Below are 16,008 nucleotides of genomic sequence, written 5' to 3' on the forward strand. Positions count from 1 at the left end.
TATGTTTCTTTCTCCCCCGCAACATCAATCTCCCATCATTATTTTTTTCAATTCAATACATTCGTTTTTATAATCATACCATGCGTTATTCTCTATCAGTTCCGATATCTCCCATATCAACTTCTTCTCCTTGGCGTTTAATGCATCGTAATGCTCCCTAATACTATCAAGGGCATGTTGTACAAAAGAGTCGATATTACCCATCTTCTCTCCATGATACTCACCCAGAAAATAGTTGACGGTCAAATTTAAACATGCCGGGAAATAATATCTGAGAAACGATGTTGAAAAAATATAAGATGGCAAAATCGTGGTATCATATTCCAGAGGCAGCAGATCGTTCTCCCATGAACATTCAATCCAGTTCATTTTCCCGGCATGTGCATACTCACAAAATTCAATGACAGGGAGCGCAAAAGATTCACCATCCAGGGAATGGAGACATATTTTAAATTGTTCATCGCTCGGCAGTGGGAACGCAGGATACATCTCCTCCATGATATTCATGAAATATTGATGTGATCGAGTATTTTTATCCATAATTGCGAATAAACGGAAATCCGTGCTTCAATCAACAGCATCCTTTCCGCGAATATTTATTCTTTAACGCTGCCATATCCCTCCCCTTTCATATTTTTCCGCAACCTTTTAGGGCAAGCCTCCATGCCTTCCGCAACCATGGGGTCGGAAAACATGGAGAAAAAACCGGAGGAAAAAACTTGCGCACCCGGTACAGTTCGGCTTACTTGCCCGGCTGCACTTCCGGCCTGGTCGCCTGGGAATATTCCTTCAGCAGCTTGGAGGACCACTGGATGGTGTCGGGATAGCGGCAGGCGGGTGTTTCCGTCAGATAGGAACCCAGTTTCCGCGCCAGAGGTTCCGCAAGCGCGGGATTCTGGAAATAAAGGTCCTTCTGCTCCTGATAGTCGCTGCTGACGCGGTAGCATTGCGGGGCGCGGTCCGGCACCAGCAGGTACTTCAGGTCTCCGTCCATCACGGCGGAAGTGTAATCCGTGCACCAGAACATCGTGCGCGGCACCTCGCCCGTTCGGTTCCCCACCAGGGACAGGATATCCATCCCGTCCAGCTTTTTGGGAATCTCTGCCCCGTTGGCTTTCAGCAGGGCCGGAAGCAGGTCCACCGTGGACACGGGCTGCTTGCACACACTTCCGGGCACAAGCCTCTTGTCCGCCGGATATTTGATGATGAACGGCACGCGCACGCCGCCCTCAAAATGCAGCCTCTTGTGGCCGCGGAAAGGGGCGTTGCAGGACGGGGCCTCCGGCGCTCCGCCGTTGTCAGAAAGGAAAACCACGATGGTATTTCCGTCCAGGCCGTCTTTTTTCAGAGTGTCCAGAATGCGCCCTATGCCCTTGTCCATGGCGTACACCATGGCGCAATATAATCTGCGCTCCCGGTTCTGGATATTCTTGAACAGGGCTATGTCCTCCGGCTTGGCCTGCATGGGCCAGTGCGGCGCATTGTAGGAGACGAACATGAAAAACGGCTTCTTGTCCTGCTTGGCTTCATTCAGAAACTCCACGGCCCTGTCCGTGATGTCGTCCGTCAGGTAGGTAATGCCCGTCTTATCCGTGAAATTGGACTCAATGGCGGACGGATTCAAGCCCTCTATCTCCTTTTTCCGGGGGAAATAATCGCGGGAGCCGCCCAGGAATCCCCACCAACGGGTAAATCCCCGTTCCGGAGGGGTAAATCCCTTGGTATGGCCCAGATGCCATTTGCCGAATACGGCGCTCCGGTAGCCGAAAGGCTCCAAATATTCGGGAATCAGCTTCTCCGTCAAGGGCAGCCCGTAATGGGAAGCCGGCAAATAATCGACTTTGGAATTGGGGTTGGTGGTGATGCCGTAGCGCTTCGGGAACCGTCCGGTCAACAGCCCCATGCGGGAGGGGGCGCACATGGGGGCCGTCACATAGGCGCGGGAACAGAACACGCCCTCCTTCGCCAGCCTGTCTATGGAAGGGGTCGGAATCTGCCTGGAGCCCGTGCATCCCAAATCCCCGTATCCCAAATCATCCGCCAGAATGACGATCATGTTCGGGCGGACTGTCTCACGAGTTTCCGCCGCAGCCACGGAACAAAAAAGCCCTGCCAAGACCAGTACCGTGTATAATTTCCTCATCATTCCGCCAATATACGTACCGCCAGGGGCGGATCAATCAAAAAGAATCTTATTCCCTCCACTGCCTGAGGACTGCGGCCAGGTACTTTCCCGCTTCCCTGTCCACGGTTGTCATGCCGAATACGAACGGTCTGCCGGACGGCTGTTCCACGGAAACAAGCACTTTCCCGCCGGGCCCATCTTCCAGGGAGATGCGGGCTCCTTTCGCCAGGCGAAAACCCCGCCTCCTCCCCATGCCCCAAATTCCCCGGAACAATTCTCCCCGGCCAGGCCTCAACGCCAGTTTTGCAGTACCGAACAGAAGAAACACGGCTCCAAACAGGACCACGGCTCCCACCATCACAAAAGGAACGGTGAACAGCAACGCAGCTTCATCCAGGCCGGTCTTCTCCACACCGTTCAAGGTGTAAGGCTTTCCGGAAGCCATGACATACAGGAAAGCGGAAATCATCGTATTCCAGACCAGGGAAAACAGCAGCAGGAAAAAACCCTCCTTCTTCATCTTCCCGAAGCGCAGTACGACGCCGTGCATGTCCTTGGCAACCGAAACTCCGCTCGGCACGACTTCCGCAATCCCCTCTTCTTCCTCCGTCTGCATCAGTTCCGAAAATTTTCCCATGCGGGAACAGGCGCGGCACAGGAACACGTCACCGGCTACATTCACATTCTCCGGCAGCAGGGATGCTCCGCACTTCGGACAGTTCACTTGAAAAAGAGCAGCCATGAAAGTCGTTTCATGATATTCCGAATCATCAGGCCCTGCACCGGAGTCCCGCAGACTAATCCCTCATCTGCCGCAGCAGGGCCGCCACATACTGCTGGGCCTCATCTTCCGCAATTCCCGTGCCAAACTGGAACGGCTTGCCGCCCGGCTGCTCCACCACGATCTTGCGCAGCACCCTGTCATTCTGCCGCATGCTGCTGTCTTCAATGGTAATGCGGGCATCCCTGGCCAGAAGAAACTTCTGGCGGCGGCCCATATCCCCCACCCCGCGGAACAGTTCGCCACGGCCGGGATTCAACGTCAGCGTCATGCGGCCGAACAACGCATAAACGGCGCCGGCCAGCACCCCAATCCCCACCAGGATAAAAGGAATGAAAAACAACTGCTCAACCAAACTTCCGGCTCTTTCATTCCCGGAAGAACTGAACAGGAAAATACACAAAAAGCCGTTCCAGAACAGGGCAAAAAACAAAAAGAAAAATCCGATGGCCTTTGATTTCCTGTACGTCACCTCCAGGCCGCGCGGCGTTTTCATCACTTTCATGCGGCATGGAAGGGTCTCCAGAATTTCCTCATCATTCTTCTCCCGGACCAGATCGGAAAATTTGCCTGTGCAATTGCAGGAGCGGCACAGGATGACATCCGCAGCCACATTCACATCTTCCATCGCCAGCGGGGCGCCGCACTGCGGACACTTCAATTCAACCGGGGCAGTCATTGACGGTTAATCTAACATATTTTCCGGTTCTGGAAAGTATAAATACACCTTAACCCTCAGGCAATCCAATTTCCATATCCCGCACCACTTCCCCCCCTTTGCGGATGCTTCACATCAACAGCGCGCGACCGGAAACAACCGGCACCGCCAATCCGTCATGACGGCATTCCTAAACGGATTTCCGGTTCAGCCACGCACAAATGTATTCGGCCACTTGCACATCCTGGTTCCCCCAGCCGAAACGGAAATCCTTCCCGCCCGGCTGCGGAACGGCAACAAGCTGGAGAACGGTTCCCTTGGATGACTTTACTTCCACAACCCGCGCCGTCTCCTTCCCGGAAAAGAAAAAACGCCAGCTCCACCCCACCGGGCCTATGCCCCGGAATACGGTACCCTGCCCACGGCCCACCTCCACCACCATCCTGCCGAACAACAGCAGCAGACCCATGACGGGAACAACTATGCCGGCCAGCACGAACGGAAGCAGAAACAGCAGCAGTCCCGCTGCGTGCATATGACTGAGAGAGGAGGAAAAAATATCGGACAGGAAAGAGACCAACGCCGAATCCCATACGACGGCAAAGACCATCATGGCAAGCCCCTCCCAGCCGAAGCGGCGGTAAACCAGCCTTCTCCCGTTCATGCTGCACTTGTCCAGCGTGATGCACGACGGCTTTTCCACACAGAAACAGGCCCTCTTCACATCATCCGCCTTTCCCGTATAACCGCAGGAGCGGCACAGGGCAAGCCCGGTTTGCAAATTGACGTCCTCCCCCGGCAGCACGGAGCCGCACCAGGGACAGTAATACTCATTGATGGAACCATTCATCGGCAGGAACGCGGCACACTTGATCGAAAAACGGCCTGAAACGGAACGGCCTATTCCGGCGGCTCTCCGCCGATGCTGACCGTATCAAACTCCACGATTTTCACAATAATGTTCTCCGCGGCGTCCGCTTTCCGGCCGCGGATGGCGTCCAGGAGGTCGTCATGGAGCTTCATCGCTCCGGGATCGTACTGCTTCTCCTCAAGCAGGTTTTCCAGATTCTCCTGCACGTTGCGGATGATCACATTGTACAATTCCGCAAGCACCGGGTTGTGCGTGGCCCGGGCCACGGCGGCATGGAACAGCATGTCGTCTTCAATGCCCGGCCTGACCCTGGCATGACAGTCCTTCAATGCGGCCTCCAGAATCTCCAGGTCCTCTTCCGTCCTCTTCACGGCAGCCAGGCGCGCAATCTCCTTTTCCAGCGCCAGACGCGCTTCCAGAATCTGGGGAAGCTCCGACTCTCGGAGCCGGTTGCTGACCGCCACGGCAAAACGGTCGGAGGCCATCACGTAGGTGCCGTCCCCGGGCCGGGCTTCCAGCATTCCCATGTGGATCAGGGATTGCAGGGCTTCCCGGATGGTGTTGTGGCTCACGGAAAAGGCGCGGGCCAGCTCCGGCTCCGCCGGAATGCGGTCGCCCACCTGCCATTGGCCGGACCGTATCATGGACTCCATGGCATTGAGAACCTGCCGGGAAAGGGACAGCCTCACGGGTTTCTTCAAATCCATCTGTTTTCCTTTTTTCATGGGAATCTCAGCGAATCACCGTCCAGAGACGCCCCTTGTCCGTCCTGATCAATTGAATATCCAGGTCAAAGGCGTTCTTTAAATTCTCCTCCGTCAGCACCTCGTCCCTGCTGCCGCGCGCCACGATCTCGCCGGACTTCAGAATCATCCCGCAATCAAACACCGGCAGAATGTCTTCAATGCGCTGGGTGATGAAAATCATGGTCAGGTCCGGCCGCGTGGCCGCCAATTCTTCAATGGTTTTCAATAAAAACTCGCGTCCGGCCAGGTCCAGGTAAACGCTCGGCTCGTCCAGAATCATCAACTCCGGATTCGTCATCAGCGCACGGGCGATGAGCACTTTCACCTGTTCTCCGGAAGACATGGCCACCACGGGCCTGTCCATCAAATGCTCCGCCTTCAGGGACTTCATGATTCCGGCGGCCTTCTCCTCCTCTTCCGGCGTCGGTTCGCGCAGGAGGCCGATCGTTCCGTCCGGCCCGGAAAGCACCATGTCGCGGCCGTTCCAGGCCCCGTCTTCCAGCCACTTGTGCATGAACGGGCTCACCCACGCAATGGATTTGCGCAGCTCCAGCAGGTTCACGTGTCCGAACGTCTTGCCCAGTACCTGCACCTTCGCGCCGAAGAGGGGCCACGCAAACCCCATCAGCAGCTTCACCAGCGTAGTCTTTCCGGCGCCGTTCGCGCCCAGAATAAAACAGCGCTCCCCGCGCCGCACCTGCCAGGAAATATTGTGCAGGATTTCCTGGCCGCCCAGGTACACCCTGGCGTTCTCCACATTGACGGCCGGCAGAAAATTGTCCATATCCAGAAAAAGAAGGGCTTCCGCGGGGAAGCCCGATGATTGTCCGGGCCGCTCCGTCCCGTGCGGAGGAGCGGCCCGTGGAAAAAATCAAAGGAAGCCTCAGTTCCTTTCAAACAGGCTGCGGATCTTGGCGCCCACGATTTCCACCGGGTGCTGGCCCAGGGCTTCGCGCTTCGCCTTGAGGTTGGGAGCGCCCTTCGCGGCTTCTTCCAGCCAGTCCTTGGCGAACTTGCCGGATTCGATGCGCTTCAGGGATTCCTTCATGCGTTCCTTCACGTCGGCGGGCAGAATCTGCGGGCCGTTGTAGTACTCGCCGAACTCGGCGGTGTTGGAAATCACGGAATTCATCTTCTGGATGCCGCCGTTGTAGATCAGGTCCACGATCAGCTTGGCTTCATGCACGCATTCAAAATAGGCCATTTCCGGGGGATAACCGGCTTCCGTCAGCGTCTCAAAGCCGTACTTCATCAGGTCCACCAGACCGCCGCAAAGAACGTTCTGCTCGCCGAACAGGTCTTCATACGTTTCCTGGGCCATCGTGCATTCCAGCACGCCGCCGCGGGTCAGGCCTTCCGCCTTCGCCATCGCAAGGGCCACGTCGCGGGCCTTGCCGGAGGGATTCTGGTGCACGGCTATGAGGCCGGGGCAGCCGAAGCCTTCTTCAAACACGCGGCGCACTTCCGTGCCCGGTCCCTTGGGGGCCACCATGATCACGTCCACGTCCGCGGGGGGAACGATGGTGTTGAACACGTAGGCGAAGCCGTGGGAGCAGCAAAGCGTCTTGCCGGCCTTCAGGTGGGGCTTGATTTCAGCTTCGTACACGGAACCGTGGCTTTCATCCGGAAGAAGAATGTGGATGATGTCCGCCTTTTCGGCGGCTTCAGCCACGCTCATCACCTGGAAGCCTTCCTGGGTGGCGGCGTCAAAAGACTTGCCGGGGCGAACGCCGATAATCACGTTCACACCGGAGTCACGCATGCAAAGTGCCTGGGCGCGGCCCTGCGCGCCATATCCGATAACGGCAACGGTCTTGCCGTTCAATGCGCCGAGATCAGCGGCGTTGTCATGAATAATATCCATTGTTACTCCTTCTTTAGGTCATTCATCCAAACATCCAATGTTTGGATGAATGACAACATAAGCTTCTCCGCTCCGATTGCAAGCGCATTCGGCGCATTTTTTCGTTTTTATGTTACAGACTCTTCCCCGTCAAGGCGCCGTCGGCCTGCAACTCCGCCCTCCGGTCACGGGCGTTACAGGCAAAAAATCAAACAAGGAAATGCCCTTGAACCTGAAAAACGCCTCTTTCCCGGGCACGTTCAACCCGTGCGTCCGGCGTTCCCCGGCCGGCAAAACCTCACGAAAGGCGAAGAAAGGAACTCTTCTCCCCCTGACGCCAGTAAAGCGTTTCCCTTCCGGAAACTCCGCTTTCAGGGACAAAAGCTTCCAGTACCCAGCGCATCCCGGTTATGAAGGAATACGGCGGAAATATTGCCTTGCCGCAAACCCGCGGCACCATCCTCCGGCAATTAAAATTCCCGGCTTTCATGCGCAGGATCGCACGCCAAAGCGAAGCAAAGGGAACATGCCGCTGTTTCCGAACCACCCGGAAAGACGGGAAAACGCCTGTCAAAGAAAACCGCCCCAGTCCCGGAAGCCTCGTTAACGGCACTGGCCCACTCCGGCCTCCGCCGGACAAAAGGCATGGGAATAAATCAACCGGGACGTATCATACCCCAGGTCCCGCGCACAACGCAGCATCTCTTCCAAATGGTCCTCTTCCACATCGGGATTCCGGGCCAGCAGCCACAAATAATTCAGGGAACCGCCGGACACCACGGCGCGGGTGTAATCCTCATCCACAAAAGCCACCTCATACCGTCCGTACACGACCGGCACGAAGTACACCTTCAAATGGTTCGGGGCATCCGCCACCCTGGCGCGGGCATGCACCTCGCGCCGTTCTCCGGTCCGGGCGTCATAACCGCCGTTAGTCACGGAAACGGTACCGTCTTCTCCATGGTCGTAACGGGCGTACACCTTGCGCAAGCCGCTCTCAAACCAATTCTCCAGACGGGCGATTTCATGCCATTCTCCCAGATAACGTTCCAGATTGAAATCCGGCATGGCGGGGGTTTTCACGGAATGTCCGTGGAACAGGGACGTAACGATGGTCTGCAACACACTCATGACTTGACGGGAAATGCTTGATGGAAAAATGTACTGATATCGGGATATTGAAATTCAAAACCTTCGCGCAGGAGGGTCTCCGGCTCGGCGCACTGGCCGCTGGTAACCACCTGGGACGCCTCCCCCATCACCAGCCGTACGGCGGCATCCGGAATCCGGACGGACGCCCTGGTATGGAAATGTTCCGCCACGGCCTTGTAAAACTCCTCATTGGTGGTGCGTTCGGGGGCCGTCACATTGACCGGGCCGGAAACATCCCCATGCTCCAGGATAAACGCCAGCGCGTTCACCAGATCGTCCAGGGCCACCCAGGAAAAGGCGTGATCCGGCTTCCCTACGGAAACCGTCACCCCGAAGCGGGTCGGCATGATCATCTTGGGAAGCGCGCCGCCGTCCGGGGAAAGCACCACGCCAAACCGCGTGCGGACCAGGCGCACGTGATCGTTCACGCGCTCCGCCTCCGCTTCCCAGGCCTCGCACAACTCCGCCAGAAAAGAGCCCTCCGCCGGATCGTCGTGCTCGCCGTGGCAGCCGTCCGGACTATAATACCCCACGGCGGACGTGGAAATCATCACTGCCGGAGGTTCGTGCAGAAGATTCACTGCCTCCACCAGCTTGCGCGTGGTCATGATCCGGCTGTCCATCAGCTCCAGCTTGTAGGCATCCGTCCAGCGGCGGTCCAGGGGAGCGCCCGCCAGATTGACCACGGCGGAACATCCCGCCAGCGACTGCACCAGACAATCCGGGCTGTCCTGCGTGAACAAATAGCGCCACAACGGCACCGCCTCATGTCCCAGCACCTCCAGGCGCTCGGACAAATGGCTGCCGATGAATCCGCTGGACCCCGTGATGGCGACTTTCATGACTTTTTACCGGATAAGGACACCATCCCCGCACATTTCCCCTCCGGTTACTCCGCCGGCGGAAACGCTGCCGGAAACGGGCGTCCGCTGGCTGATGAGACATATCCCTTCCCGTCCTCCGTTCAGCAGAGAACGCAACTAATGACGCTGCGGCATGAAGGATGCCCGCATTTCCCTTAATAAAAAACTTCATGCGGCCCAGAACATTGATTACCATGCTGCGTGCAGGTCCGGAACAGCCCCGTTCATTAAACGGAACGCCATCATTCGCTCTTCCGCCATCTGAAAAGGCGGCAAAATGCAGGAAAAATCATGAAAACATTTTTCTCCAACGCAAATATCACAAGCATGACATCCGGACTCTTTTCCATGCTCCTTGTCTGGATGCTTTTCCATGCGGGAATTGAAGGGGCTCAAGCCGACACGGCAGGCGGAAACCTCCCAAGCCCCGGGACCATAGCCCTCCTGCAGACGGAGGACGAGGAATGTATTGCCCTGGGGAAACTCCTTCAGCAATCGAAACTGGAACAATTTTACTCCAAGGCGGATACCATGCTGGACAATATTGACACGCTGAAAGGGGAGGATTTGCGGTTATCTGAACTGAAACGGCTTTTCTGGGTGTTTTACCATGTGGCCTCTGCTCCAACCTTCCACCTGGACTATGATGAACATACGGAGAACACTTTTGATGAAGGGATGGACTATGAGGTAAAGCTCAACATCCAATATGACATGGAAAAACTCTCCCGCAGCCTGGAATCGGTTTCCGCCAGGCACCCTATTGACAAGGAAAGCGCGGCTGCCCTGCTGGCCCAATATTCCTCCGCCATCGTCCTGGCGTTTCGCAAGGACTATAATAAGGATTTAAAGGAAAAACACAGGCGGATGGTCATGGAATACGATCAAAAGGAAGCTGTCCTGAAAGAAGAATACGCAGAGAAAGAAGAATCTTCCCTCTTCAATACGCTGGTGGACAAAAGAATCAATTTTGAAAACAAAATTATTATTCACGAAATAAGAAACAACAAGGTGCAGCAGACTCTTCAAAACTCGCTGGAAAGAATATGGCTGACCCTTTTGCTCCAATGCTGTCCGGAACAGCCTGCCGCGGTAAAGCGATACATACGGAATGCAGGATACGAAGAAAAAGAAATTCCCGCCCTGCTCCATAGAACCGTCGGAAAAACAAAAAACACGGAATTCCTATACGACGCATTGGAAAAAGCCCCCGCATCCCCGGCACATACCTGACTGCCTCCACTGGAAAAAAGTCCCGGTCCTGTTGAACGGGCATCCCTGCGGATATCTGTTCTTTCCCCGGATCAGGAAAACATGGATGAACCGGCAGATTCCTCCCCCTCCCGGCAACCGCACCTCAGGCAATGAGTCTGAGGAAGCCCTTCAAAGGCCTTCGGCAATAAACGCCTTTGTTCTCACCGTTTCCGCGCGCAGCGCCATGATCCGGCGGTATTCTTCGCTGGCAAAGCATGCATCCAGCCTCTCCCGGTCGGGAAAACGGATGATGATCATCCGGTCCGGCCTGTCTCCGGGCGAAAGCGAATCAATCACCTCCGTACGTACCAGATATTCTCCGCCGAAACGTTCGACAATCGGCTTCACCAGGGCGATGTAGGAGTCGTACGGCGCACGGTCCACCGCTTCGTCCATGGAAATCATGACTATAAAATAAGCACTCATGAATGTTCCATACTGTACTCCGTTTTAACCGTAAATCCATGTTAAAAACGGGTCCGGGCCCTGCGAACCGTTCCCCCGCCTGCATGCGTGCCCGGCAAATCCTCCCGGACGGAACCATGGGGATTCCTTCCGAGGAACGGAAAATTTAAAAAGAAAGGCTCTTATTCCCAAGTATTTCCAGAATTTTCTCCCCATCTGAAACCCCGGCATCAATCCATACTGGAAATGGAAAAGCCGTCATCGTCTTCCTCTTCCGCAAATTCATGCTTCAGCAGAAACAGGCCGAAAGCGTTCATCAGCACACAGGTGATGTAAAGCATCACGGCCAGCGAGAAGAAAGTCATCAATATTCCGGAAGGAAGGTACGCTACAATCACCGCCCCCGCCAAAACACCGAGAACCAGTCCCAGATAAGTCATGGGCGCCTTCCTGACGAGATCCCACCAGCCGGAGGGGGAAAGACCGTCAAAACTGTCCATGAGAGCCGTTCTCATGAATATCCCCGGAAAATAGATAATTCCCGCGATCATGAAAAACCACCCCGGAAGGGCGTCCGGCTCCCAGTCAACCACATTCAGGTAAATGGAGAGCGGGAGAAAGGCAATGACGGCACACACCAGAGTCCGCACATAAGGCAGAAAAAGGGACTCAAACCAGCCCTCCAGCTCGGGAAAATGGCAGATGCCCTCATCGCCCATGGCGGACTGCCTCACCATTTTCATGCAGAAGGCGCACATAAAGGGCCCCAGAAAACAGAAATTGGCAATCCAGCCGAGCACGGGAGCCCACAGGGCCAGGTACATCGCCCAGACAATCAGCACGCTGAAAACAAAAACCATGGGCCGTTCCCGGAAAGGATAGCCCAGAGAGGAAAGGTAGTTGGACATGTGAAAAGTTCTAGAACATTCTTTTTACATCGTCAACGCATTATTATCCATTTTCCAACAAATTCATGATGCCCTGTCAGGAATAAAAATCCTCCACCGTCCGGGCAATCCGTTCCATTTCCTCCCTGCCGCAGCGCTGGTCCACCGGCAGAGGCAGCAGGTTCAGCGCCAGCTTCCGTTCCTCTCCGTCAAACGGGGCCCATTCCAGAACCTCCGGCCACAGCAGGGGAATCAAAACATGCGCGTCTATCAGCACATCCCGCAATTCCGGCAATCCCGTCCGGAACGGATAGCAGTACGGAGCGGACATGGCGTTTACATCCGGAGACAGTCTGTTCAAATGCCCCAGCCGTTCATGGAGGAACAGGAAATTTTCCATTCTCCTGTGCCGTGCGCTTTCATAATCAATGCCGTTGATCAGGCGTTCCGTCAAACGGGACATGCGGCGCAGGGGGGAGGACTTCAGACGGCGTTCACTCCGTTCACATGCGCCCGAGGCCGCTTCCGGCCCGCAGGCCGCGCATTCCAGCAGAAAAGCGGCATGCGGGAGGGACTCGTCCCGCTCTTCCAGTTCCAGGCAGGGGCAGTCCATCACGGCCACGCCGCCGTCCGGCAGGCCGGAAAATTTGCGCGGGCTGTACAGGGCCGCCGTTCCGGGACGCGGCGGAGAATATAATGCCAGCGCATTGTCCACAATCAGCCTTCCCCCGTACCGCTCCGCCAGCACATCCACGCATGCCTCCTTGATGCCGAAGTAATTGGCGTACAGGAAATACTCCCCCTCCTCCAGAACGGGCAGGCTTTCCGGTTCCAGCCTTTCGTTAATGCGGTAAAAGGAACACGGAATCTGGAGCAGTTCCATCGGTTCCAGAATTGCAGCGCATGTGTACCAGGGAACATAGACGCGGCGCACGCCGCCCAGACAGCGCAGAATGTATTCCAGAGCCCGCCTCCCGGAATTCACGGCCACGCTCCGTCCGGCATGCCATTGCGGGAAATTGCCGTATTCCGGCAATTCCAGCCCGAAAAACCCGCCTATGTCCGTGCTCTTTTCCATGCACACCAAACCATACCATATGTTATCCCGAAAAGAAAGCTCCGGAAAAACTTCACAGCCCCGGCAGCCGTCAACGGTGACCGGACCGCCCCCCCAATCACGGTGAAAGAAAGAGAACCGGAAAATACCCTGGTTCCGCTTGCGGACTTTGAAAAGGGGGGAGGCGCCTCCGGGATTACCGGCTTGACCGGACATGACCGGGAAGGCAAGATCAGGAAGGAGTGGATACGGTCCATGCGCGGCAAGACCGAATCCACACTGCGGGGGCAATCCCCCGGAAACGGCGTCCCCTGAAAGGGCCGCCGCATTTTGAACGAATCATCCACAGAGAAGATCATCATCCCCATGCCATCAACATTCACTCTTCACAGCAACGACCTCGGCGGCGTAGTCCAGCAGCCCCAGCGGCATTTCAGCGTGGGCGGCGGCAACCGGTCCCCGCAGCTTTCCTGGACCAATCCTCCGGAAGGGACAAAAAGCTTCGCCGTCACCATTCATGACCCGGACGCACCCACGGGCAGCGGCTTCTGGCACTGGCTGGCCGTCAATCTGCCTTCCTCCGTCCGGGAACTGCCCTCCGGCGCGGGTGATCCCGCCCTGGGCCTGATGCCGGAACAGGCCGTCCAGATACGCAACGACGCGGATTTTGCAGGGTACAGCGGCAGCTTCCCGCCCGCGGGCCACGGATGGCACCTGTACCTGGTCACGGTGTACGCGCTGGACACGGATTCCCTGCCCGTGGCGGAAGACACCCCGGCCGCCCAGGTGGGGTTCCAGCTCTGGCAGCACACGCTGCAAAAAGCCTCCATCGTCTTTTACGACCGGGTGCAGGCGGAATAAAGACCGCACCGGAGAAAATCCCCGCCTCTACCGGGCTTCCGGCGCGGACGCCTTTCCGGCGTGCATCCAGGTCGCCCGGTGCCACAGCCCTTCCAGCACTCCATAGCGGTGGCGTTCCAGCCACCAGCGGCAGAACCATATCTGCCCGACCATGGCGACGCAGCCGATTGCAAAACTGGCCAGATACCCGCAACAGGGAGCCAGTCCCAGAGCATACGGGAAAAAGATCAGGGAACCGATCATGGACTGGGAAACGTAGTTGGTCAGGCTCATGCGCCCGTAGGTCAGCAAGGGAACCGTTACTTTCCTGAAATATTCCAGCCGGTACAGCAGAACGAAGGCGGCCACCCATATGCCGGTAAAGCAGACGTTGTGCCACATGGTAAAGATAGTATGCAGGGGGCCGGACAAGCCCGGAAGGTCCATCACCACATAAAACGTCACGGTCCCCGCCAGGGAAAGCAGAATGGCGCGGGTCCAAAACACGGCGTTCCGGTCATTCTGCAAAAAGAATTCCTGCCGCCCCAGCACGAAACCCAGTAAAAACAGCCCCGGCGCCTGCATCAGGCGCCCGGCCTCAATACCCCAGGCCAGGCTGGCCCACTGCCCCACCGTCAGATTCTCCCAGGCCATCAGCCAGAAATTGCCCGTATCCACGGCCGTTTTCAGGGAAGCGTACGATTCCGCGACGGACAGGGAGGGCGGCGCCCAGCCGGGATTCACCCACTGCGCCGCCGCATAAGCCCACTCCAGGGGCTGTGCCAGGAAAATCAGGGATAATATGACCAGCGTGGAGGTTTTCAAACGGCGGCACGGCACCAGCAGAAGCCCTGCGATGGAGAAAGTCAACAGCACATCGCCCCCCGGAAAAAACACCGCATTCATGCAGGCGAACACGGCCAGCAGGCACATGCGCCAGACAAACCTGCCCGCAAAGTCCCGGCCCTTCCGGGCCTGGTTGCGGTACTGGATGGCAAAGGTGAACCCGAACAACAGGGCGAAAATGGTATAGGACTTCCCGGCGAACAGGAAGAAAAAAGCTTCCTTGAACTCCTGGTTGGCTGCCTCCATCACCGCGGAAGAGGCCACGGGATAGGATTTATAAATGAAATGCTCCAAAAAATGCAGCAGCATGATCGCCATCACGGCAAAGCCGCGCAAGGCGTCCACCACATAAATACGTTTGCTGTCCGGAGAGGGTAAAAATTCCACAGAGACCGTGTATACATGATGGCGGAGCCATTTACAGCCCAAAATGCCGGAGAGGCATGTTTTTGGAAAAATTTCCTTCCTTCACTGCCGGAAAAACTACCACGACCGGAACGGGGCTCTTCCATCATATTCCTGAAAATTAAAAGGTCCCGCCCTCTTTCTGCTTGCAGAACGCCGGGGGGAATGGCATAAAATTATCCAGAACTCTAACAATTCCCCCTGCCCTTTCTTTCAAGAAGCCGGGGCCATCCGGCAGTTCCCCATGAATACCCACTTTTCTCTCTCCCCGGAAGAGCTTCGCACTGCCGTGCAGAAGCTTGACGCCCTGGCCTCCGCCATGAACCAGGTTCTGTTCGGCAAGGAAGATCTCATTGAACTTATCCTCACCGGCGTGCTGGCCCGCGGCCACATCCTGCTTGAGGGCCTGCCCGGACTGGGCAAAACGGAACTGGTCAAGGGGCTTTCCAAGGCGCTGGACATCACGGCAAGGCGCGTGCAGTTCACCCCGGACCTGCTGCCCGGAGACATCACGGGCACCCCCGTCCTGCAGGAGACGGACGGGAGAAAATCCTTCGTCTTCCAGGAAGGCCCCGTATTCGCCAACATCATGCTGGCGGACGAAATCAACCGGGCCTCCCCCAAAACCCAGTCCGCCCTGCTGGAAGCCATGCAGGAAAGGAAGGTCACCGTCATGGGCCAGTCCCATTCTCTTCCGGAACCCTTCTTCGTGCTGGCTACCCAGAACCCCATTGAACTGGAAGGCACCTACCCCCTGCCGGAAGCCCAGCTTGACCGCTTCCTGTTCAAAATCAACGTAGGCAGAAATCCCGCGGAGGTGCTGACCCGCATCGTCCTCAACCGTGAAATGGGCGTGGAACCCGCCGTTCCCCACGTGCTGGACGCGGAGGAACTTCTCCGCCTGATGGAACTTGCCCGGCGGATCGCCATCCCGGATGCCGTGGCCGGATACATCGGAAGGCTCGTCAACGCCACCCATCCCGGCGAATCGGAAGCGGCCCGCGGTGTCAAATACGGGGCCAGCCCCCGCGCCGCCCTGGGACTGGCCGCCGCCGCCAAGGCGCGTGCCCTGCGCCAGGGACGCCCCTTCTGCTCCTTTGAAGACGTGCAGGCCGTCATCCGTCCCGTGCTGGAACACCGCATTCTGCTGGACCACATGGCGAAGCTGGAAGGAGCGACTCCCGGAGACGTCGTGGAACGGCTCCTGAAAGAAATTCCAGCCCAGGACAAGCCCCTGCCACATTCTCTCGCCGCAGCTAAAATCCATTAATCCCA

18 protein-coding genes are annotated in these 16,008 nt (G+C 56.8%); 4 read left to right on the plus strand and 14 right to left on the minus strand.

All coding sequences use genetic code 11. The features are described 5' to 3' along the window. Nucleotides 1-24: 24 nt before the first annotated feature. The 10 genes from HMPREF3039_RS06830 to HMPREF3039_RS06880 all read right to left on the minus strand — a co-directional run bounded on the left by HMPREF3039_RS06830 (nucleotide 25) and on the right by HMPREF3039_RS06880 (nucleotide 9,018). Nucleotides 25-507: a hypothetical protein gene (locus HMPREF3039_RS06830; RefSeq protein ID WP_067570160.1), complete on the minus strand. Its 483-nt coding sequence runs from the start codon at nucleotides 505-507 to the stop codon at nucleotides 25-27. Between the two features lie 235 nt (nucleotides 508-742). Next, nucleotides 743-2,146, minus strand: coding sequence for a sulfatase family protein (locus tag HMPREF3039_RS06835; RefSeq protein WP_067570162.1), 1,404 nt, complete (start codon nucleotides 2,144-2,146; stop codon nucleotides 743-745). Between the two features lie 46 nt (nucleotides 2,147-2,192). After that, complete coding sequence (locus tag HMPREF3039_RS06840; protein ID WP_067982252.1) at nucleotides 2,193-2,867, minus strand: hypothetical protein; 675 nt, start codon at nucleotides 2,865-2,867, stop codon at nucleotides 2,193-2,195. A gap of 55 nt (nucleotides 2,868-2,922) precedes the next feature. Further along, complete coding sequence (locus HMPREF3039_RS06845) at nucleotides 2,923-3,585, minus strand: hypothetical protein (protein WP_067570166.1); 663 nt, start codon at nucleotides 3,583-3,585, stop codon at nucleotides 2,923-2,925. 169 nt (nucleotides 3,586-3,754) lie between these two features. Beyond that, nucleotides 3,755-4,414, minus strand: a complete 660-nt coding sequence (locus HMPREF3039_RS06850; RefSeq protein WP_067570168.1) for a hypothetical protein — start codon at nucleotides 4,412-4,414, stop codon at nucleotides 3,755-3,757. Nucleotides 4,415-4,464: 50 nt separating this feature from the next. Then, nucleotides 4,465-5,160, minus strand: a complete 696-nt coding sequence (locus tag HMPREF3039_RS06855; RefSeq protein ID WP_067952023.1) for a FadR/GntR family transcriptional regulator — start codon at nucleotides 5,158-5,160, stop codon at nucleotides 4,465-4,467. Between the two features lie 7 nt (nucleotides 5,161-5,167). Continuing rightward, a complete protein-coding gene (locus HMPREF3039_RS06860) occupies nucleotides 5,168-5,965 on the minus strand; it encodes an ABC transporter ATP-binding protein (protein WP_067570170.1) in 798 nt (265 codons plus the stop codon). A 99-nt stretch (nucleotides 5,966-6,064) separates the two neighbouring features. After that, nucleotides 6,065-7,045 carry a ketol-acid reductoisomerase gene (gene ilvC / locus HMPREF3039_RS06865; RefSeq protein WP_067570172.1) on the minus strand — a complete coding sequence of 327 codons (981 nt, stop codon included), beginning with the start codon at nucleotides 7,043-7,045 and terminating at the stop codon, nucleotides 6,065-6,067. A gap of 582 nt (nucleotides 7,046-7,627) precedes the next feature. Beyond that, entirely contained in the window at nucleotides 7,628-8,155 is a 528-nt protein-coding gene (locus HMPREF3039_RS06875; RefSeq protein WP_067570176.1) for a lipocalin family protein, read from the minus strand. After that, the gene (locus HMPREF3039_RS06880) at nucleotides 8,152-9,018 is read right to left on the minus strand and encodes a TIGR01777 family oxidoreductase (RefSeq protein WP_067570178.1); all 867 of its coding nucleotides are present in this window, start codon (nucleotides 9,016-9,018) and stop codon (nucleotides 8,152-8,154) included. The genes HMPREF3039_RS06875 and HMPREF3039_RS06880 overlap by 4 nt, the downstream gene beginning before the upstream one ends. A 348-nt stretch (nucleotides 9,019-9,366) precedes the next feature. On the opposite strand from HMPREF3039_RS06880, the gene HMPREF3039_RS06885 reads away from it, so the two are divergent. Beyond that, entirely contained in the window at nucleotides 9,367-10,272 is a 906-nt protein-coding gene (locus HMPREF3039_RS06885) for a hypothetical protein (RefSeq protein WP_067570180.1), read from the plus strand. A gap of 150 nt (nucleotides 10,273-10,422) precedes the next feature. On the opposite strand, the gene HMPREF3039_RS06890 is transcribed toward HMPREF3039_RS06885, so the two are convergent. From HMPREF3039_RS06890 to HMPREF3039_RS06900, 3 genes are all read right to left on the minus strand, one after another. Beyond that, nucleotides 10,423-10,719 carry a DUF1330 domain-containing protein gene (locus HMPREF3039_RS06890; protein WP_067570182.1) on the minus strand — a complete coding sequence of 99 codons (297 nt, stop codon included), beginning with the start codon at nucleotides 10,717-10,719 and terminating at the stop codon, nucleotides 10,423-10,425. Nucleotides 10,720-10,928: 209 nt separating this feature from the next. After that, the gene (locus tag HMPREF3039_RS06895) at nucleotides 10,929-11,606 is read right to left on the minus strand and encodes a hypothetical protein (protein ID WP_067570184.1); all 678 of its coding nucleotides are present in this window, start codon (nucleotides 11,604-11,606) and stop codon (nucleotides 10,929-10,931) included. Between the two features lie 76 nt (nucleotides 11,607-11,682). Further along, nucleotides 11,683-12,663 (minus strand): hypothetical protein, encoded by a 981-nt coding sequence (locus HMPREF3039_RS06900; RefSeq protein ID WP_067570186.1) that lies wholly within the window; start codon nucleotides 12,661-12,663, stop codon nucleotides 11,683-11,685. Nucleotides 12,664-12,765: 102 nt separating this feature from the next. On the opposite strand from HMPREF3039_RS06900, the gene HMPREF3039_RS06905 reads away from it, so the two are divergent. After that, nucleotides 12,766-12,957, plus strand: a complete 192-nt coding sequence (locus HMPREF3039_RS06905; protein ID WP_067570188.1) for a hypothetical protein — start codon at nucleotides 12,766-12,768, stop codon at nucleotides 12,955-12,957. A gap of 51 nt (nucleotides 12,958-13,008) precedes the next feature. Continuing rightward, nucleotides 13,009-13,503, plus strand: coding sequence for a YbhB/YbcL family Raf kinase inhibitor-like protein (locus HMPREF3039_RS06910; protein ID WP_067570190.1), 495 nt, complete (start codon nucleotides 13,009-13,011; stop codon nucleotides 13,501-13,503). 27 nt (nucleotides 13,504-13,530) lie between these two features. Here the strand turns inward: HMPREF3039_RS06910 and HMPREF3039_RS06915 are convergent, their stop codons facing one another. Then, a complete protein-coding gene (locus tag HMPREF3039_RS06915; protein WP_067570321.1) occupies nucleotides 13,531-14,715 on the minus strand; it encodes a DUF418 domain-containing protein in 1,185 nt (394 codons plus the stop codon). A gap of 262 nt (nucleotides 14,716-14,977) precedes the next feature. On the opposite strand from HMPREF3039_RS06915, the gene HMPREF3039_RS06920 reads away from it, so the two are divergent. Next, a complete protein-coding gene (locus HMPREF3039_RS06920; protein ID WP_067570192.1) occupies nucleotides 14,978-16,003 on the plus strand; it encodes an AAA family ATPase in 1,026 nt (341 codons plus the stop codon). Nucleotides 16,004-16,008: the final 5 nt, after the last annotated feature.

Origin of the sequence: Akkermansia sp. KLE1798 (assembly GCF_001580195.1) — a bacterium.
Taxonomy (GTDB): Bacteria; Verrucomicrobiota; Verrucomicrobiia; order Verrucomicrobiales; family Akkermansiaceae; genus Akkermansia; species Akkermansia biwaensis.